This is a genomic window from Streptomyces pallidus (ex Mingjun et al. 2026), assembly GCF_051550185.1.
Taxonomy (GTDB): Bacteria; Actinomycetota; Actinomycetes; order Streptomycetales; family Streptomycetaceae; genus Streptomyces.
Genome location: NZ_CP196181.1, coordinates 2,205,771 through 2,224,731, shown reverse-complemented (window position 1 = coordinate 2,224,731; position 18,961 = coordinate 2,205,771). Strand labels below are relative to the sequence as shown.

The following is an 18,961-nucleotide window of genomic DNA, read 5'->3' as shown; positions in this document are numbered from 1 at the left end:
CCTTCGTGGATCTCCGTCAGTGGGGGATGCGGCGGGCGGGGCGGGTGGTGATCTCGTCGCGGAACTCCGCGATCCGCGAGCTGACCTGTCGGATCAGCTGGGTGTCCTCGATCCGGTCCAGGTAGAGGCAGCGGGCCGCCAGGCCCGGCAGGTCGAAGACGAAGCACAGCGACATCAGCGGATTGACGAAGAGCTCGCTGTTCCTGGTCCGGTCCGTGAAGCGCACGTCGCCGAAATCACCGCGCACGGCCGCCGCGATCGACCCGTTCACGATGCTCGGGCGGTCGGGGGTCTGGTGCTGGGCGTGGGCCACCGCGTCCAGGTAGAGGGCGCCCTCCCGGGTGGCCCGCGGGATCGAGAACGCGCCCAGGTACGCTCCGTCGCGGTCCAGTGCGGCAATGTTCTCCAGGACCAGGGCGTGGCTCACCCCGTGGTAGGCGTCCACCCCGAAGCCGACCGACACCACGAGCCTTTCCGCGACGCCGTCCAGAGCGGCCAGCGCCGCGACGCTGGTCAGGTCCTCCTCCGGGGTGCCCAGTCCGGCCTCGTCCCCCCGCATCAGGATGTCCGTGCCGCCGTCGACGAGGACGACCGCGTCGATGCCGAGCCGGTCGACCAGCGCCCGGTAGGCGGCGCGCAGGGGCTGCACCCCGAGCTGGGGGAAGGCGTGGACGGTGGCCGGATAGCCGTGCAGTGCCAGCCACCGGGCCAGGGTCCGCTCCGGGAAGTAGGCCTGGTGGGGCGCGGTGTCGGGGGTGATGGCCGCGACGTCCGGCGCGACCCAGGAATCGCGGGGCAGGCCGGCGAGCGCACTGAAGGACAGGTTGGCCAGATGGACGCGTGTGCCCTGGTGGAGGAGCGAAAGGGCGATCGGGAGTCCCGAATAGACGTCGAAACCCCCGCCGGCGCCGGCGACCAGGACGTTCTCGGCGTCGGCGAGGCGGGCGAAGAGGGGGTTGGTGTGCAGGGCCGTCATGCTGATCATTGTGCGAGCGCGGCGCACGGGCGCCACGGACTTTTCGGGGCCGCGAGGCCGGAAACGGGGGAGCGTCATGTGGAGTGGTGACCGGCTGGATCTCGGGGCGTACCTCGCACGCATCGGATACGAGGGACCCGTCGCGCAGGACGGGGAACTCCGGCCCGACCTCGCGACGTTGTACGCAGTGCACCGGGCCCACGCCGGTGCCATAGCCTTCGAGAGCCTGGACGTGTTGTTCGGCCGCCCCGTCGAGCTGGACGTCAAGGCCATCGAGGACAAGCTCGTGCACGGCCGCCGCGGCGGCTACTGCTACGAGCAGAACTCGCTGCTGGCCGCTGCCCTGGAGCGGATCGGCTTCGAGGTGTCCGGGCGCGGCGCCCGCAACCGCACCCGGGGCGATGTCCTCCTCCCGGTGACGCACGCCGTCCTCGTCGTCGCCGTCGAGGGCCAACCCTGGCTGTGCGACGTCGGGTTCGGGCACCAGGGCCCCCTCGAACCGGTCCCGCTGGCACGGCCCGGAGCCGAGGTGCCGCAAGGGGACTGGACCTATGGCGTCCGTGAGGAGGAGGGCGGCGTCCTCGCCCTGTCCCTGCTGCGCGGGGACACCTGGCGCGATCTGTACGCCTTCTCCCCGCAGCGCTACCACCCCGTCGACTACGTCCTGCTGAACCACTACAGCTCCACACACCCCCGGTCCGCGTTCGTGGGACAGGTCATCGTGCAGAAGCCGGGCAACGCCGTCCGCACCGCGCTCGTCGGGCGGGAACTCACCCGTCTCCACCCGGACGGGAGCAGCGAACGCCGGTCCGTTTCCCCCGACGAACTGCCCGCCGTACTCGACCGCGAGTTCGGACTTCGTCTCGGTGAGCGAGATGTGGAGGAGCTGGACCGGGTGAACCGCGCCGGGGACTGACCCGGGCCGCGCCGGGCCCGTACCATGACGCCGTGCTGGTCAAGTGGATTCGCTGCACGGTGACGGACCGACGCGGGTTCGAGCGCGGGCAGCGCAAATGGGCGGGGCTGCCGGGGGAGCCGGGATTCCGGGGACAGGGCGGCGGTTGGAGCCGGGGGAGGCAGGGGGTCGCGCATGTTTTCGCGTTCTGGGAGAGCCGTTCCTTCTACGACTCGTTCATGGCCCGCTCGCACGACCGCCTGGCCGCGGCCCAGGCCGGCACGTACACCAATGCGCGGGTCAGCCTCTTCGACCACCGCTTCGACGTGAAGACCGGCTTCGAGCCGCGCTTCACCGATGCAGACGTCGTCCGCGTGGCCCACACCCGGGTGCGCGAGGGCCGCATGGACCACTTCGCGCTCATGCAGGAGAAGGTGTGGAATCCGGCCATGGCCGGGTCCCCCGGCATGATCCGCGGTCTGTTCGGGGAGGCCCCGGGCCGCGAGTTCCTGGTGCTGTCGATGTGGCAGGCGGCGGCCGAGCACGGCAAGTACCGCCAGGAGCGGGTCGAACGGCTCTCCTTGCGCGCCCAGACCGAGGCCGACGTCGAGGCGCTCACCGGAGACGTCGTCGACCTCGAAGCGTCCTGGACCGTATGACCGTACGAAGATCGGACGGGTGGACCGGCGCGCCCGGGTGTCGGGCGCGCCGCAGGCCGCATAGGGTCGAGGAATGGCAAGACCACGGCGCATCGTCCTCGTCCGGCACGGGGAATCCGAGGGCAACGTCGACGACACCGTGTACGAGCGGGAGCCCGACCACGCCCTCCGGATGACCGCGCTGGGCCACCAGCAGGCCACCGAGGCCGGTGCGCGGCTGCGCGAGCTCTTCGGTGACGAGCGCGTCAGCGCGTACGTGTCCCCGTACCGCCGGACCCTGCAGACCTTCCGGGACCTGAAGCTGGACCCGGCGCAGGTCCGGGTGCGCGAGGAGCCGCGGCTGCGCGAGCAGGACTGGGGAAACTGGCAGGACCGCGAGGACGTCCGCCTGCAGAAGGCCTACCGGGACGCCTACGGTCACTTCTTCTACCGCTTCGCGCAGGGCGAGTCCGGAGCGGACGTCTACGACCGCGTCGGCTCCTTCCTGGAAAGCCTCTACCGCAGCTTCGAGGCCCCCGACCACCCGCCCAACGTGCTCCTGGTGACGCACGGGCTGACCATGCGGCTGTTCTGCATGCGCTGGTTCCACTGGTCGGTGGCCGAATTCGAGTGCCTCTCCAATCCCGGCAACGGCGACCACCGGGTGCTCATGCTGGGCCCCGGCGGCCGGTACCGCCTGGACCGCCCGTTTGAGCGGTGGACCACACCCGAGCCTTATGACCTGGACGGCTAAAGTGACGCGCGATGACCGCTGACTCCTCTTCCGAACGGCGCCTCGTACGCGCCATGGCCAGCCTCCGTGGGCTGGCTCTGGGGGACTCCCTGGGCTCCCAGTACTTCGTCCCCGTCAACTACCCCCTGCTCAAGCGCCGGGAACTGCCCGCCGGCACCGGGTCCTGGCAGTGGACCGACGACACCGAGATGGCCTGCTCCGTGGTCGCGGTCCTCGCCGAACACGGCCGCATCGACCAGGACGCCCTCGCCAACTCCTTCGCCCACCACCACGACTTCGACCGCGGCTACGGTCCCGCGGTGAACCGGATGCTGCGCCTGATCCGGGAGGGCGAGGACTGGCGGACCCTCGCCGCCGCCCTCTTCAACGGGCAGGGTTCGTGGGGCAACGGCGCGGCCATGCGCATCGCGCCCCTGGGCGCCTGGTACGCCGACGACCCGGAGCAGGCGATCCACCAGGCGGAGATCTCCGCCTACACCACCCACCAGCACCGCGAGGCGGTGTGCGGGGCGATGGCCGTAGCCGCGGCAGCCGCACTGGCGGCTGACCCGCTGGGCCCGCCGACCGCCGCCGACCTGCTGGACAACGTCATCGCCCTGGTACCGCGTAGCGCCGTCGGCGCCGGGCTGCGGCGGGCGCGGGACATGCTGGACTACGGCGACGCGACGACGGTGGCCGCCGTCCTGGGCTGCGGGCGCCGCACCAGCGCGCACGACACCGTGCCGTTCGCCCTCTGGTCGGCGGCGCGCTCGCTGGACGACTTCGAGCAGGCGTTCTGGACGACCGCGCAGGTGGGCGGGGACGTCGACACGACCTGTGCGATCGTCGGCGGGGTGCTCGGCGGGCGCGGTGAGGAGGTGCTGCCGGCGGCCTGGCTGGCCCGCACCGAAGCCCTCCCGGCGTGGCTTCCCCAGGCGCCGGCGCACTAGTCGGCCCCGGTCGACCGCTTCCCGTGCGACAGCCGGGCAGGGGGCGGGGCGGTTTCCTCCGAGGACGGGGGAGACTACGTGCCGGAGCAGCAGGCCGGAGCGTCCGCCGCCCTGGCCCGCGCCCGCTCCGGGATTGTCACGGTCCTGCGACAGGCGTCCGTCGAACCCGGTAAAGCCGCACGTCGCAGGCCTACCCTGTGCGCTTCGCCGTCTCCGCAGCACAGCGGGGGCGGTCGACAGGGAGGGGAGCCCGATGGCAGAGAACGCCGACGCGGCCGCAGCGGGAGCGGCAGGAGCAGAGTCCGCAGACACCCACGCGGGGGCAGCGTCCGGAGACACCCACGCGGGGGCAGCGTCCGGAGACACCCACGCGGAAGCAGCCTCCGGGGCCGCGAACGCGCCCGCGGGAAGCGTGAGCGCGCAGGCGGCGCCCGGGGGTGCCAACCCGCAATCACAGAAGCAGAATCCGGCGACGGGCGGGCCCGGAGTCGCAGCCGCGGGCGCACCCTCGCAGGGCTCCGCCGGCCCGCCCCCGGGGTGGGACCCCACCGCCTGGCAGAAGTACCGGACCCGGCAGGACCGCAGACGCAGCGGCGCCTGGTCCATCGCCCCGCTCCCCTGGGCCGTGGCCGCCCAGCCAGCGGCGGCGGCGCCCGTCTCCACCGCCGTACTGGCCTCCGCCCTCGCCGCCGGCATCGCCGCCGCCCTGTTCCTCGGCGACGGCCTCGGCCCGGGCCTTCTGCTCGTCGCCCTGCCGGCGACGGTGGCCGCGTACGCCGCCGCTCGCACGGCCGGCCGTACCGCCCGCCCGTGGACCGTGGCCTGGGCGCTCGGCTGTGTGGCCCTCCTCGCCGTCCCCGCACTGCGCGACTCCGGGTGGCCCACCACCCTCGCGCTGCTCGGCGCCCTCCTCGCGGGTGCGCTCGCCCTGCACGGCAGCCGCACCTGGCACGGCACCCTCCTCAGCCCGCTCGGCCTCCTCGACGGGACCGTGACCGGGATCCGCTGGACCTGGGCCGGGCTGCGTTCGCGGACCAGCGGGGTCGACCGGGGCCGCTGGCTGCCCGTGATCAAGGCGGCCGGTGTGGCCGCGGTCCTGCTGGTGCTGTTCGGAGCCCTTTTCGCGTCCGCGGACGCGGCCTTCGCGGATCTGCTCGGCGGGCTCGTTCCCGACGTCTCGATCGGCGACGGCCCGGTGCGGCTGCTGCTCTTCCTGCTGGCGGCCGTCGTCGCGCTCGGCCTCGCCCGCACTGCTGCGGCGCCGTCACGCTGGGACCGGATCGAGATATCCGCCGGCAAGCCCCGCTCCCGCGTCGAGTGGGCGCTCCCGCTCATCGTGCTGAACCTGCTCTTCGCAGGCTTCAACGCCGTCCAACTCGCCGTGCTCTTCGGCGGCTACGACGAGGTGCTGCGCAGCACCGGGCTCACCTACTCCGAGTACGCCCGCCAGGGCTTCTGGCAGCTGCTCTGGGCGACCCTCCTCACCCTCGCCGTGATCGCGCTCGCACTGCGCTGGGCCCCGCGCTCCGGCCCCGCGGACCGGCGCCTCGTCCGCGCCGTCCTCGGCACGCTGTGTGCGCTGACCCTGGTGGTGGTCGCCTCCGCGCTGCGCCGCATGGACCTGTACGTGGACGCGTACGGCCTGACGCGGCTGCGGGTGTCGGTGGCCGCGATGGAGCTCTGGCTCGGCGTGGTCATCGTGCTGATCATGGCCGCCGGGGCGTTCGGTGCACGCTGGCTGCCGAGGGCGGTCGTCGGCAGCGCCGCGGCCGCCGCCCTCGCGTTCGGACTGGCCTCCCCGGACGCCCTGGTGGCCGAGAAGAACACGAACCGCTTCCAGCAGACCGGCAAGATCGATCTGGCCTATTTCCGCTTCCTGTCGGCGGATGCGGTGCCCGCCCTGGACCGGCTGCCCGAACCCCACCGCTCCTGCGCCCTGCGCGAGATCAACGACGAGCTGGCGCGCGCCGGCCAGGTGCCGTGGTACGCGATGAGCCTCGACGGGTACCGGGCCCGGAAGATCCTCGACGACCGTCCGGTGACCGCTCCGTACGAGGTGTGCCACCGCCTCGGCGCGTTCGCGAGCCGTTCCGAGTAGGAGACGCACCACACGCTACGAGAGCCCGGGCCCGGGACGGCATCCCGTACCCGGGCTCCGTGCGGTCGGCGGCCGTGAGCGGTGCTTCACGAATGCGATGTCCCGTCCGGGCGCCTGCTCCGTGGCCCGGTCCGGGCGGGGCGGGCGTACGTCGGATCACTGCCGGTCAGGAAACGTGCACCGGAGGTGTGAAACGGGATGGCAGGGGGTGCGGACGTTCGAGCTCCGTTTCGCTGGCGGGGATGCTGCGGCGAAACCGATGTACCGGACGAAGCGGTGTGCGGGAGCGAACGTGAGAGGGTGTGACATCGCAGAACCGACCGTTCGGTCGGTCACGTGGGGGGCGCGATGCGGGCCTTCGGGCGAGCCGTCGTGCCGACTCCACCCGGGCCGGGGTGTGCAGGCGGCCCGGGGCGGCGTAATCTTGCTGGCGCCATGGCCTACGAAGCACCCACCCACACCGTCGAACGCTCCCTCCGCGCAACCACCGGCGCCAAGGTCATCGCCGGGGTCGACGAAGTCGGACGAGGGGCCTGGGCCGGTCCGGTGACCGTGTGCGCGGCGATCACCGGACTGCGCCGACCGCCCGAAGGGCTCACTGATTCCAAGCTCCTCACGCACAAGCGGCGCGACGCCCTCCTCGACGTCCTGGAGGCGTGGGTCACCTCGTATGCCCTGGGGCACGCCTCCCCGGAGGAGATTGACGAACTCGGGATGACGGCCGCGCTGCGGCTCGCCGCGGAACGCGCCCTGGAGGCGCTGCCCGTGCGGCCGGATGCGGTGATCCTCGACGGCAAGCACGACTACCTCGGCACCCCCTGGCAGGTCCGTACGGTGATCAAGGGCGACCAGTCCTGCGTCGCCGTCGCCGCGGCATCTGTCATCGCCAAGGTCAGGCGCGACCGGATGATGGCCGAACTCGCGGTGCAGGGCGGCGGCTTCGAGGCCTACGCCTTCGGAGACAACGCCGGGTACCCCTCGCCCGTACACCGGGCCGCGCTCGCGGAACTGGGACCCACCCCGCACCACCGGCTCTCGTGGTCGTACCTCGACGCACTGCCCCGGTGGCGCCACCTGAAGAAGGTGCGCCGCAGCGAGGAAGCGATGGAGCTGGAAAACGGAGGCCAACTCGGCTTCGATTTCTGATCGCACCCAAGTGCCCCCCACCGATACGTTTCGTACCGGTGTTTGATAGATGTCAACTCACGCCTCTCATCCCCGAGGAGCCTCAGATTCACGAGAGTGCCCAGGGTCCCCGCGTAACGCCGGCCGCGAGCCGCGCCGCGCAGACCCCCCGCCCCGTACCTGGTCCGCGTCCCGCCGCCGTCCCGCGGCCCGGACGCCCCGGTCCCGCCGCCCGGCCCGCGCCGCCCGCCCAGCGTGCACCGCAGGCCGCTCCCGCAGCCGGGCCCGTTTCTCCCACCCCCACCGCACCGTCCGTCTCCACGGCGGTGCCGCAGATCCAGCTGATCCCGGCCTCCGCCGAGGGCGCGTTGGACGCGGCCGAAGAGGCCGTCGACCTGCTGCTCGACACCGGGCGCGCCCCCGGTGACATCCTGGTGCTCACCACGGGCGAGCTGCACCCGTGGGCCGCGCACGAACTGTCCTTCGGTGAGGCCGCTTACTGGGCCCTGCACGACGCCGCGGACGACGTGTTCTACGCGGACGCGGCGCAGGTCAAGCGTGCCGCCGCCCGTCCCGTCGTGGTCTTCGCGGCCAACGGCGGACTCACGGAGGCTGCCGCTGCCACCCTGCCGGTCGCGCTTGCGCGGGCAGGTGCGCTGCTGATCGTCTGCGGTGACCCGCAGCGGATCAACTCGGTGCTGGGCGCGGGCGTCTGACGCCCCGTACCCCGGTGCGGGCGAGGGGCGGGGCTGGCCGACGCCGGCCCCGCTGAAGCCAGCCCTCGAACCGCCGAACGCCCACCGGGTGTCCGGCCTTGAGGGTTGCCCGCACGCGGTTCCACGCAGGTGAGACCGCGGATGCGGGGGATCGGCCGTCGGCCGGACCGCGGGCAGGCGCCGTCGGACCGCGGACCGGCGGAGACGGGTCAGCGTGCGGCAGTGCGGCGCAGGGCCTCGGCCGCGCCGCCGCCGGTGCTCAGGTTCAGCGTGGGGAACTCGCCCACGGTGTCGCCGAGCCGCTCCGGTCGCGACTCCGAGCTGGGGCTCCTGCCGCCCCGGCCCTCACCGAGCACCTGCCAGCCGTTGCGGGTCAGCGTGATGTACGCGCCACAGCGCAGGCCGTGCAGGGTGCAGGCGTCCCGCAGGCCCCACATCCAGGCGCCGTCCTCCTCGGTCCACCGCTCGTCGCCGTCCCGGCAGTACATCAACACGGCCGTGCGGACCGGGGTGCGGCGCCGCAGGTCGTGGGGGATGACGCGGCGCAGGGCGGCCAGCAGTGCGTTGCGGTACTCCCAGCCGTCGGCCGATGCGGTCCGCTGGACGAACGACGCGCTCGCGACGAGCCGTTCCTCGGGGCCGAGGACGGCGAGCACCGCGGTCGACGGCCTGGGGTTGTGCCGGGAGTGCAGGCCGCTGACGACCTCGCGGGGATTGCTCAGCAGGGGGATGCCCGCCGCCGTCCACTCTGCGGGTTCCAGCAGTCTCCCGTGCCGGCTACCGCCGCGGGCCGCCGGTCCCAGTGACGATGTGGAGGGCGGGGCGAATCCGAAGGTCACGGTCCTCCCTTCGGGTACACGCCCGCGGACGGGCACAGCTGGGGTGCGGGCGCGCCGCAGCACGACCCAATGAGTGCCGTCGAGCCGAGCGGGAGCTCCCCAATTCTCGCGTGGTGCGCGAGTGCGCGGCAATGAGCAATTGATGCCGCCGACCGGAATTAGCCTGTATGCCGCTCATATCCTTGCCCCGCCGGGCCGACGGCGACCCATCCGGCTACGGCTGAACCGCGAGTACCAGCGGAAACACCCCCTTCGCGCCTTCCTGGCGGAGCAGTCGGGCGGCCACCGCGAGCGTCCAGCCGGTCTCCGCCCGGTCGTCGACGAGAAGCACGGGGCCGGCCGCCGCGGCCAACGCCGCAGCCAACTCCGCGGGGACTTCCAGGGCCTTGTGGAGGCCGCGTACCCGCTGGGCGCTGTTGGAGGAGGGCAGGCCGAACTCCGGGACCTGGTCGGTGTAGGACAGGGCCCCGAGCAGCGGGAGCCGGCCGACCTCCGCGATGCGCGCGGCCAGCGAGCCGACCAGCTGCGGGCGGCTGCGCGAAGGGAGGGACACCACTCCCACCGGCCGGGAGGGCGCGTCCGGGGCCCCCGAGGCCCAGCCGCCCGGGCCCCGGGCCCAGTCGGCGAGAACCGCCACCACGGCCTGCGCCACGTCGTCCGGGATCGGCTGGTCCGGGGCCCCCGCGCTGAGCATGGGACGCAGCCGGTTGCCCCAGCCGATGTCGGAGAGCCGGCCGAGCGCCCGCCCGGGAGCGGCCTGTTCCCCGGCGGGGATGCGGCCCTTGAGGTCGACGCCGACGGCTGCCAGCCCGGTCGGCCACATCCGGCGCGGCTCCAACTCCACCCCGGGACGGCCGAGCTCGCCCCGGGCGGTGTCCAGGGCGGCGCCGGAGACGTCCGCCGTGAAGCGGGCCCCGGCGCAGTTGTCGCAGCGGCCGCACGGCGCCGCCGCCTCGTCGTCCAACTGCCGGCGCAGGAACTCCATGCGGCACCCCGTGGTCGCCGCGTAGTCCCGCATGGCCTGCTGCTCGGCGGCGCGCTGGCGGGCCACCCAGGCGTAGCGCTCGGCGTCGTATACCCACGCCTCGCCCGTCGAAGTCCAACCGCCCTTGACGCGGTGCACCGCACCGTCGACGTCCAGGACCTTGAGCATCGTCTCCAGGCGGGTGCGCCGCAGGTCCACCAGCGGCTCCAGGGCGGGCAGCGACAGCGGCCGGCCCGCCCCGGCCAGCACGTCGAGGGTGCGGCGCACCTGCTCCTCCGGCGGGAAGGCCACCGAGGCGAAGTACTGCCAGATGGCTTCGTCCTCGCGGCCCGGCAGCAGCAGCACCTCCGCGTGCTCCACGCCGCGGCCGGCACGGCCGACCTGCTGGTAGTACGCGATGGGCGAGGACGGAGAGCCCAGATGGACGACGAAGCCCAGGTCGGGCTTGTCGAAGCCCATGCCCAGGGCCGAGGTCGCGACCAGGGCCTTGACCCGGTTGGCCTGCAGGTCGTCCTCGGCCTGCAGTCGGTCGGCGTTCTCCGTCTTGCCGGTGTACGAGGCCACCGTGTGCCCGCGGTGGCGCAGGTACGCGGTGACCTCCTCGGCCGCGGCCACCGTCAGGGTGTAGATGATCCCGGAACCGGGCAGCTCGCCCAGGTGGTCGGCGAGCCAGGCAAGTCGGTGCGCCGCGTCGGGCAGGGTCAGCACGGCCAGGCTCAGGCTCTCCCGGTCCAGCGGGCCGCGCAGCACCAGAGCGTCGCTCCCGGCACCCGTGCCCAGCTGTTCGGCGACGTCGGCGGTCACCCGGGCGTTGGCCGTGGCGGTCGTCGCCAGCACCGGGACGCCGGGCGGCAGGTCGGCCAACATCGTGCGCAGCCGTCGGTAGTCGGGGCGGAAGTCGTGCCCCCAGTCGGAGATGCAATGGGCCTCGTCCACCACGAGCAGTCCGGTCGCGGCGGCCAGCTTGGGCAGGACCTGGTCGCGGAAGTCGGGGTTGTTGAGCCGCTCGGGGCTGACCAGCAACACGTCCACCTCGCCGGCCGCCACCTCGGCCTGGATCCCCTCCCACTCCTCCGGGTTGGCCGAGTTGATGGTGCGGGCGCGGATGCCGGCGCGGGCCGCCGCCTCGACCTGGTTGCGCATCAGCGCGAGCAGCGGGGAGACGATCACGGTGGGCCCGGAGCCGGCGGCCCGCAGCAGCGAGGTGGCCACGAAGTACACCGCGGACTTGCCCCAGCCGGTGCGCTGCACCACCAGGGCGCGCCGCTTGTGCGCGACCAGCGCTTCGATCGCGAGCCACTGGTCCTCGCGCAGTCGGGCGGTGCCCGTGGTGTCACCCACGAGACGGGCCAGTACGGAGTCGGCCGAGGACCTCAGGTCTGCGTTCATGCCCCCATGCAACCCGATGCCTCCGACATCGCGCCAACGACGGCCCGCACCTGTGGATGTTGAACGATCAATCGTTATCCACAGGGCTTTCGGGATCGGACCCTGCGCGGGACCGTCGGGGCATGACGAACGACCACGCTTCGCGCACCCCGTCCGGCCGGCCCTCCATCAGCCCGTCCGGAGCTCCCACCGACCCCCAGATCACGCTGCGCAGCCCCGCCGAACTGGCGGACGCGCTGCCCTACCTGGTCGGGTTCCACCCCACCGACTCCCTCGTCATGGTCGCCGTGCACGGCGAGGGCGGGCGCTTCGGCGGCCGGCTCCGACTCGGCATCCCCACCGCGCCCGCCGAATGGGAGGACACCGCCCGGCTGGTCGCCGACTGCCTCGTCCAGGGCAGCGAACGGCGCGCCGGCAAGCCCGACGGCATCATCCTGTTCCTGTGCCAGGACCCGCGCGTCGGCGAGAGCGGCCAGCGGGTGATGACCCGGCTGCGGCCCCTGGCCCAGCGGATCAGGCTGGCCTGCGGCGCGCTCGACGTACCCGTCCTGGAGGCCCTGTGCATCTCCGGCGGCCGCTACTGGTCCTACTGCTGCCCCGACGAGCGCTGCTGCCCGGCCGAGGGCAGCGTCCTGGCGGCCCCCGGCACCTCGGTGGCAGCGGCCGCCGCCACCTTCGCGGGCCTGCGGATCCGCGGCTCCCTGCGGGAGATCGAGGCGCGCCTCGCACCGCTGCGCGGAGCCATCGCACGGGAGATGGAGCGCGCTCTCGACCAGGCCGCCGCCACCCTCGTACCGAAGATCCTCGACGGGGCGAGCCGCGAGGACATCGGCACCGAGACCATCACGCTGGCCCGCACCCTCATGCGGCGCCTCACCCTCGCCCCACCCGTCGAGGGCGGACCGGGGGCCGACGACTGGGACGACGCCCTGCTCGGGCACGACGAGGCCGCGACCCTCATCCTCGGCCTCCAGGACCGCGAGACGAGGGACATCGCCGCCGAATGGATGGAGGACGAGGAGGCCGCTCCCGCGCTGCGCCTGTGGCGGGCCCTGGCCAGGCGCTGCGTCGGCGCCTACGGCGAGCACGCGGCCGCCCCGCTCACCCTCGCCGGCTGGGTCTCCTGGTCCACGGGGGACGAGCCGACCGCCCGCATCGCCCTGGGGCTCGCCCTCCAGGCGGACGCCGATTACCGCTTCGCCCAGCTCCTCCACCACGCCTGCAACGAGGGCATCGACCCGGAGGGGCTGCGGGCCTGCCTGCGGGCCGAACGGCGGCGCAGGGAACCCCGCCGCAAGCGCACCGCGGCCCTCACCCGCCCGCCGGGCCGCAAGGACCGGGGAGGCCGTCGCGAGGGCCGCCGCACCACCGGGAGCGACCGGTGAGCCGGGGCCTGCCCCGGCGCTGCACCGTGACCCGGGCGGGGGCGGGGGCGTTCCCCAGGAGGGTGACGGGGGCCCGGTCCCGCCGCCCCGCGGAACCGACCGGAGCGCAGCGCGCCCAGACAAGGCGGACCATGGCCACCTCTGCAATCCCAGCCCCCAGACCCGAACTGCCGCCCGTTCACGGGGCCGTCATCTGCGTATCGGCACCCTGCCTGGTCATCTCGCCCGAGCACGGCCAGCTCACCGGCCGCGGGATCGACGGGATCTACCGGTCGGGGCGGCGGCTCCTGTCCCGCTGCGTGCTCAGGGTGGGCGGCCGGGAACCGGTCGCGGTCCAGGGGCGCAGCCTCGGCTCCGACCGGGCCTCCTTCACCGCCACCGTCCGCACCGGCACCGAGGCCGGCCCCGATCCCGACATCGGCGTCGAACGGGTGCGGCACGCGGACGGCACCGAGCGGATCACCCTGCGCAGCTTCACCGCCCGCCCGGTGCGCCTGCCCGTGGAGGTCCTCCTCGGCACGGACCTCGCCGAACTCGCCGCGGTGGCCGCCGGACGGGCCGGACCGGAACTGCCCGCCGGGGTGCACGCCGCCGGGCTGCGCTGGAGCACGGGCGACGCGCAGGCCGTCACCGCTGCCGAACCGGCCCCCGACGACGCGCTCGCCTCCGCGGGGCTGCTGCGGTGGCAGCTCGAACTGGGGCCGGGGGAATCCCGGACCATCGAACTGCGGACCACGGCCGCCCGCACCTCCCGGGCACCGGCCGGACAGGTCGCGAACCCGCTGTCCGACGCCCGGGCCGAGTGCGACGACCCGCGGGCCGGGGCCTGGTTGCGGACCAGCGTCGAGGACCTCGGCGCGCTGCTCCTGCGGGACCACGAGGAGCCGGCCGACGCCTTCGCCGCCGCCGGAGTGCCGTGGCGGCTCGGCCTGGCCCCCGCGGAATCCCTGTGGGCCGCCAGGATGGCACTGCCGCTCGGGACCGGGCTCGCCGCGGCCACCCTGCGCACCTTGGCCCGGAGCCAGACCGGCGGCCCCGGCCCCGACGCCGGGAAGATCCCGGGCCCGCTGCGCGGCGCGGGCCCGCAGCTCCCGCCGGGCTGCACCGGCACCGAGGCCACGCTCGCCTTCCCCGCGGTGCTGGCCGAGGCGCGGCGGTGGGGGATGCCCGAAGGCGAGGTGGCCCGGCTGCTCCCGGCCGCCGAGCAGTGCCTGGGTTGGCTGCGCGGAGCCCTCGGGGAGGACGGGTTCGTCGCGGATCCGGATCCGGGGCCGCGCCGCTGCGAGACCCAGGCGCACGCCCACCGCGCCGCCCTCCTCGGCGCCGACCTGCTGGACGGGTGCGGGCGGGCCGGCGCCCAGGAGTGGCGCGACTGGGCGGAGGCGCTGCGCAGCCGCTTCCGGGACCGCTTCTGGATCGACGGGCCCGACGGCGGCAGGCCGGCAGCCGCCCTGCACCCCGACGGGCGGCCGCTGCCCCGGCTCACGGGAGCCTGCGCGCACCTCTTCGACACCGGCCTGCTCGGAGGCGGGCTGTTCGCGCCCGGCCTGCTGGACCGCGTCCGCGCGGAACAGCTCGTCCGGCTCCTCGCGGCACCCGCCATGGACTCCGGTTGGGGGCTGCGGAGCATGGCCGCGCGGGAGCCCGGACACAACCCCTTCGGCCACCGCGCGGGCTCGGTACGGGCGTACGAGAGCGCCGTGGCGGTCGCCGGCCTGGCCCAGGCGGGCTTCGCGGAGGAGGCCGCCGCACTGCTGCGGGGGCTGCTGGACGCCGCGGAGAGCTTCGGGTTCCGGTTGCCGGAGATGTACGCGGCCGAGCAGCGCACCGCGGGCAGCGCGCCGCTCCCGCACCCGGCGGCCTGCCGTCCCGCGGCGGTGTCCGCGGCGGCGGGAGTCCACGTCCTGGCTGCGCTCGCCGGCATCCGACCCGATGCCCCGGCCGGCACGGTCGCCCTCGTCCCGTTGCCCGGCGCCCCGCTCGGTGCCCTGCGGCTGTCCGGCCTACGGGTGGCGGGCGAGCCCTTCGCCCTGCGGATCAGCAGGCTCGGCCTCGGCATGGTCGAGGAGGCGGCCGATGCGCTCCAACTGGGCGGGTAGGCTGCCCGTCGTCGTCTTCAGGATCACGAAAGCCCTGTTTATCGTCAGGAAGACGACTATGATCGCGGCATGTCTCCCTACGACCCGTCGGCCTATCCGCCGTTCGCCGTCACCGTCGACCTGGTCGTGCTCACCGTACGGCGCCATGCCCTCTGCGCACTCGTCGTCCGGCGCGGCGAGCAGCCGTTCCAGGGACGCTGGGCCCTGCCCGGCGGCTTCGTACGCGGGGACGAGGACCTGGCGGCCGCCGCGGCCCGGGAGCTCTCCGAGGAAACCGGGCTGTGCGCGCACGACCCCGCCGAGCCGGGCGCGGGCAGCGGCGCCCACCTGGAGCAGCTCGCGACGTACGGGGACCCGAAGCGGGATCCGCGGATGCGCGTGGTCAGCGTCGCGCACCTCGTCCTGGCTCCGGACCTGCCCGCGCCCCGGGCCGGCGGAGACGCCAACAGCGCGCGCTGGGCCCCCGTCGACGAGCTCCTCGCAGCCGAGGAGGAAGCGTCCTCCGGACTCGCCTTCGACCACACCCGGATCCTCGCCGACGGTGTCGAGCGGGCCCGCTCGAAGATCGAGTACTCGTCCCTGGCCACCGCCTTCTGCCCGCCCGAGTTCACCGTCGGTGAGCTGCGCCGGGTCTACGAGGCCGTGTGGGGCGTGGCCCTCGACCCCCGCAACTTCCACCGCAAGGTCACCGGGACCCCCGGGTTCCTCGTGCCCGCCGGCGGGACGACGACCCGTCAGGGCGGGCGGCCCGCCCAGCTGTTCCGGGCCGGCGGTGCCACCCTGCTCAACCCCCCGATGCTGCGGCCGGAAGCCTGAGTTCCCGGTCGGGGAACCGAGAACTCTGCTGCCGACACGGGTGTGCACACGCCCAAGATGCGGCGAAAATCGGACATATCTCGTTATCTTGTATGGGGTATTGACCCTGCCGCAGAGCGGTCTCACCCCCCGCGAGAGAAGCGATGCTCCAGGCCATCGGACTCACCAGCATTCCCCGTCGAGACCTCCTGCCCCGCGTGGACGACCTCACCTTCGAGGCCCCCCCGGGGGCCGTCACGGCCCTTCTCGGCGAACCGGGTTCGGGCAAGACCACCGCCCTGCGCCTCATGCTGGAGCTCGAACCAGGCCGCGGAATCACCTACTTCCGCGGGCGCCCGCTGCACCGGATCCCGCATCCCGGCCGAGAGGTCGGCGTCCTGCTCGGCGATGTGCCCGGCAACCCCTCGCGGACGGTCCGCGGCCAGCTGCGGATGCTGTGCGCGGCCGCCGGAGTGTCCGCCTCCCGGGCCGATACCGCCCTCGAGGTCGTCGGCGTCGCCGGCCTGCGCGACCAGCGGCTCGGCTCCCTCTCGCGCGGAATGGAACGCCGCGTGGCCCTGGCCGCGGCCCTGCTCGCCGACCCGTGCACCCTGCTCCTCGACGAGCCCTCCGCGGGACTCTCGCCCCGCGACCGCGACTGGCTCCACGGCCTGCTGCGCCGCCACGCCGCCCTCGGCGGGGCGGTCCTGTTCACCACTGACGACGCGAAAGAGGCCGCACGCTGCGCGGACCGGGTCGTCAGCATCGCCGCCGGCCGGCTCGTCGCCGACCTGGACGCCGCCGCGTTCGCCCGCACCCGGCTGCGGCCGCGGGTCGCCGTGCGCACCCCGCACGCCGCCCGCCTGGCCGACGTGCTCGGCCGCGAGGCCCGGGACGCCCAGCGCGCGGTGGAGATCGTCGAGGAGAGCGGCAACCTCCTGTCCGTGTACGGGACGAACTGCGCCGAGGTCGGTGAGGCGGCCTTCCGCCACGGCGTCCTCGTCCACCGGCTCGCCGACGAGACCGGCGACGCCAGCACCCTCGTCGCGCCGGAGGAGGCGCCGGTCCCGCAGGCCCGGACCGCGTCCGACGTCGAGGCCTCCGCCGGAGCGGCCGCAACCGCTGACCGCTCCTCCCCCGGAGCGGCGGCCCCGTCCCCGGCCGGGAGCCGCCACCCGCGGTCCCCCGTCCGGCCGCCGGCCTCGCCGGTGCGCAGGGTGGGCGGCCCGCTGCGGCCCCTGCGCTACGAACTGCTGCGCGTCTGCGGAACCGCCACGCCCGCCCTCACCGCCGGCCTCGTCGTCGCCGTCTCCGTCCTGATCGCCCTGGTGCTGGCGCGCTCCGGCCACACCCCGCAGAACCGCGTGCTGGCCGCCTGGCCCGAGCTGCTGCCCCTGCCGCCCGCAGCCCTCGGGGCCGGCCTCCTCGGTGCGCTGGCATTCGGGGAGGAGTACCGCTACCCCGCCCTCGCCGCCCATCGCGGCACGGTGCCGCGCCGGGTGGGACTGCTCGCGGCCAAGCTCGCCGTCTGCGCAGCCCTCGCCCTGCTGCTCGGCGTGCTCGCCGTGGCCGCCGATGCCGCGGCCCTGCACCTCGTCTTCGGCAGCGGACCGCGGGGCACCCCCGACCGGTGGGTCTCCGCGGTGAGCTGGGCCGGTCTGCTGGTCGGGTGCGCCTGGGCGGGGGTGCTGGCCTCCGGGGTCTTCCGGTCGGCGACCGCCGGCCTGGCCGCAGTGCTCGCCGTCCCCGTGGGGGTGGTACCGCTGGTGCGCGAGGTGCTGGAGGGGCCGTCTGTCCGTTCGGTGGCCGGGGCTGCGGTCCGGCTGCGCGGGCTGGCCTGGGGGCAGTGGCCCCCGGAGGCCGACCGCCTGGTCCTGGGGGCCCTCCGGGTGATGGCCCAACCCGTGGGCACCGCATTGGTGTTGTCGTTGATGGTCCTGTTGTGCGCCTATGGGTTCACAGGACTGCGCGGTCGAGTGCGTTGGTGATCGATGTGGTCCCGTTCGCGGTCGCCGGACGACCGGAGACGCCCACATCAGGTGAACGGGACCGCAACTCCCCATGAAGAGCCCGGTTCTTTACGATAAGTCGTCAATTGCGCAGGTGACGCCTATCACCCTTTCGTGTGCTTTTCACCAAAGACCTCAAGGGTCATGAGGGTGCGGCCGACAAAGGATTCGTGAGTACCCTTGCGCACACCATGATGACCGCCGCCCGCCATGCCGACTCCGGCCTCGTCGGCCCGGGCGAACTGGACCGCTATCCCTACGCGGAGTCCTCCGGGACCGACCGCGTCGGAACGCCCCACTGGGACGGCGCCGACGTCGAGTTGAGCCGGGTCGGGCGCCGCGCGGCAGGCAGCCGAGGCCGCGGACTGCACGGCCAACTCGTACAGCAGCTCGGCCAGATGATCGTCTCCGGCGACCTGGGGGCGGACCGCCCGCTCGTTCCCGAGGAGATCGGCCAGCGCTTCGAGGTCTCCCGCACGGTCGTCCGCGAATCGCTGCGCGTGCTGGAGGCCAAGGGCCTCGTCAGCGCCCGCCCCAACGTCGGCACCCGGGTCCGCCCCGTCGCCGACTGGAACCTCCTCGACCCCGACATCATCGAGTGGCGCGCCTTCGGCCCCCAGCGCGAGGACCAGCGCCGCGAACTCAACGAGCTCCGCTGGACCATCGAGCCCCTCGCCGCCCGGCTCGCCGCGGGGCACGGCCGTGCGGACGTCCAGCAGCGCCTGGCCGACATGGTCGAGATCATGGGCCACGCCCTCGGACAGGGCGACGCGATCACCTTCGCGCGCGCCGACAACGAGTTCCACGCCCTCCTCATCCAGGTCGCGGGCAACCGCATGCTGGAGCACCTCTCCGGCATCGTCTCCGCCGCGCTCCAGGTATCCGGCAGCCCCACGACCACCTGCGACCGCCCCAGCGAGACCTGCGTCGCGCACCACGCGCGACTCGTGGAGGCCCTCGCCTCGGGGGACGCGGCCGGTGCCGAGAGCGCGATGCGCCAGCTGCTGACGGTGCACCCCGAGGTCGAGCGCGTGGTGCCCGCCCCGCGCGAGCACTGACGGAGCCGCGGACAGGAGGCCCGGAGGTACTCGCACAGGTCGCCGGACCCGGCCGGGTCCGGCGACACCAGCGTGCGCGGCCTTGTGGAGCCGTCCTTCCGCGATGCCCGGATCCGGCCCCCACCGGGCCCTTTCCGGCCGTTTTGCGATGGTGCCCGATGCCCGCACACCCCGTCTGACCTGCGTATACGTCCTCCAGGGTGCACCTTTCGGCCCCGGCGTGTGACTTGGGCCACGAAGATTGGGGCGTAACGCTCTGCGAAGTCAAGCG

General features: G+C 74.0%; 15 protein-coding genes. 12 read left to right on the top strand and 3 right to left on the bottom strand.

The window, feature by feature from the left end:
* Nucleotides 1–16: 16 nt before the first annotated feature.
* Nucleotides 17–976 (bottom strand): DUF1152 domain-containing protein, encoded by a 960-nt coding sequence (locus ACSHWO_RS09435; protein WP_385844008.1) that lies wholly within the window; start codon nucleotides 974–976, stop codon nucleotides 17–19.
* 76 nt (nucleotides 977–1,052) lie between these two features.
* Between ACSHWO_RS09435 and ACSHWO_RS09430 the strand changes: the two genes are divergently transcribed.
* The 7 genes from ACSHWO_RS09430 to ACSHWO_RS09400 all read left to right on the top strand — a co-directional run bounded on the left by ACSHWO_RS09430 (nucleotide 1,053) and on the right by ACSHWO_RS09400 (nucleotide 8,131).
* Nucleotides 1,053–1,892 carry an arylamine N-acetyltransferase family protein gene (locus tag ACSHWO_RS09430; RefSeq protein WP_438311127.1) on the top strand — a complete coding sequence of 280 codons (840 nt, stop codon included), beginning with the start codon at nucleotides 1,053–1,055 and terminating at the stop codon, nucleotides 1,890–1,892.
* Nucleotides 1,893–1,924: 32 nt separating this feature from the next.
* Nucleotides 1,925–2,530, top strand: a complete 606-nt coding sequence (locus tag ACSHWO_RS09425; protein WP_361093919.1) for a YdbC family protein — start codon at nucleotides 1,925–1,927, stop codon at nucleotides 2,528–2,530.
* A gap of 73 nt (nucleotides 2,531–2,603) precedes the next feature.
* A complete protein-coding gene (locus ACSHWO_RS09420) occupies nucleotides 2,604–3,263 on the top strand; it encodes a histidine phosphatase family protein (protein WP_361093916.1) in 660 nt (219 codons plus the stop codon).
* Between the two features lie 11 nt (nucleotides 3,264–3,274).
* Nucleotides 3,275–4,192 carry an ADP-ribosylglycohydrolase family protein gene (locus ACSHWO_RS09415; RefSeq protein WP_438311125.1) on the top strand — a complete coding sequence of 306 codons (918 nt, stop codon included), beginning with the start codon at nucleotides 3,275–3,277 and terminating at the stop codon, nucleotides 4,190–4,192.
* A gap of 412 nt (nucleotides 4,193–4,604) precedes the next feature.
* Nucleotides 4,605–6,290: a DUF4153 domain-containing protein gene (locus tag ACSHWO_RS09410; RefSeq protein ID WP_438311122.1), complete on the top strand. Its 1,686-nt coding sequence runs from the start codon at nucleotides 4,605–4,607 to the stop codon at nucleotides 6,288–6,290.
* A gap of 435 nt (nucleotides 6,291–6,725) precedes the next feature.
* On the top strand, nucleotides 6,726–7,436 hold the full coding sequence (locus ACSHWO_RS09405; RefSeq protein WP_361093910.1) for a ribonuclease HII: 711 nt from the start codon (nucleotides 6,726–6,728) through the stop codon (nucleotides 7,434–7,436).
* 38 nt (nucleotides 7,437–7,474) lie between these two features.
* On the top strand, nucleotides 7,475–8,131 hold the full coding sequence (locus ACSHWO_RS09400; RefSeq protein WP_361093907.1) for a hypothetical protein: 657 nt from the start codon (nucleotides 7,475–7,477) through the stop codon (nucleotides 8,129–8,131).
* A 209-nt stretch (nucleotides 8,132–8,340) separates the two neighbouring features.
* On the opposite strand, the gene ACSHWO_RS09395 is transcribed toward ACSHWO_RS09400, so the two are convergent.
* Nucleotides 8,341–8,970, bottom strand: coding sequence for a hypothetical protein (locus ACSHWO_RS09395; protein WP_438311120.1), 630 nt, complete (start codon nucleotides 8,968–8,970; stop codon nucleotides 8,341–8,343).
* 214 nt (nucleotides 8,971–9,184) lie between these two features.
* Nucleotides 9,185–11,344: a RecQ family ATP-dependent DNA helicase gene (locus tag ACSHWO_RS09390; protein WP_361093901.1), complete on the bottom strand. Its 2,160-nt coding sequence runs from the start codon at nucleotides 11,342–11,344 to the stop codon at nucleotides 9,185–9,187.
* A 122-nt stretch (nucleotides 11,345–11,466) separates the two neighbouring features.
* Between ACSHWO_RS09390 and ACSHWO_RS09385 the strand changes: the two genes are divergently transcribed.
* The 5 genes from ACSHWO_RS09385 (at nucleotide 11,467) to ACSHWO_RS09365 (ending at nucleotide 18,690) form a co-directional block, all read left to right on the top strand.
* Nucleotides 11,467–12,729: a DUF4192 domain-containing protein gene (locus ACSHWO_RS09385; RefSeq protein ID WP_385843988.1), complete on the top strand. Its 1,263-nt coding sequence runs from the start codon at nucleotides 11,467–11,469 to the stop codon at nucleotides 12,727–12,729.
* A 131-nt stretch (nucleotides 12,730–12,860) separates the two neighbouring features.
* Nucleotides 12,861–14,828: a glycogen debranching N-terminal domain-containing protein gene (locus tag ACSHWO_RS09380; RefSeq protein ID WP_438311117.1), complete on the top strand. Its 1,968-nt coding sequence runs from the start codon at nucleotides 12,861–12,863 to the stop codon at nucleotides 14,826–14,828.
* Between the two features lie 69 nt (nucleotides 14,829–14,897).
* Complete coding sequence (locus ACSHWO_RS09375; protein ID WP_361093892.1) at nucleotides 14,898–15,644, top strand: NUDIX hydrolase; 747 nt, start codon at nucleotides 14,898–14,900, stop codon at nucleotides 15,642–15,644.
* Between the two features lie 143 nt (nucleotides 15,645–15,787).
* Complete coding sequence (locus tag ACSHWO_RS09370) at nucleotides 15,788–17,611, top strand: ATP-binding cassette domain-containing protein (protein ID WP_438311115.1); 1,824 nt, start codon at nucleotides 15,788–15,790, stop codon at nucleotides 17,609–17,611.
* A gap of 137 nt (nucleotides 17,612–17,748) precedes the next feature.
* On the top strand, nucleotides 17,749–18,690 hold the full coding sequence (locus ACSHWO_RS09365; RefSeq protein WP_385843978.1) for a FadR/GntR family transcriptional regulator: 942 nt from the start codon (nucleotides 17,749–17,751) through the stop codon (nucleotides 18,688–18,690).
* Nucleotides 18,691–18,961: the final 271 nt, after the last annotated feature.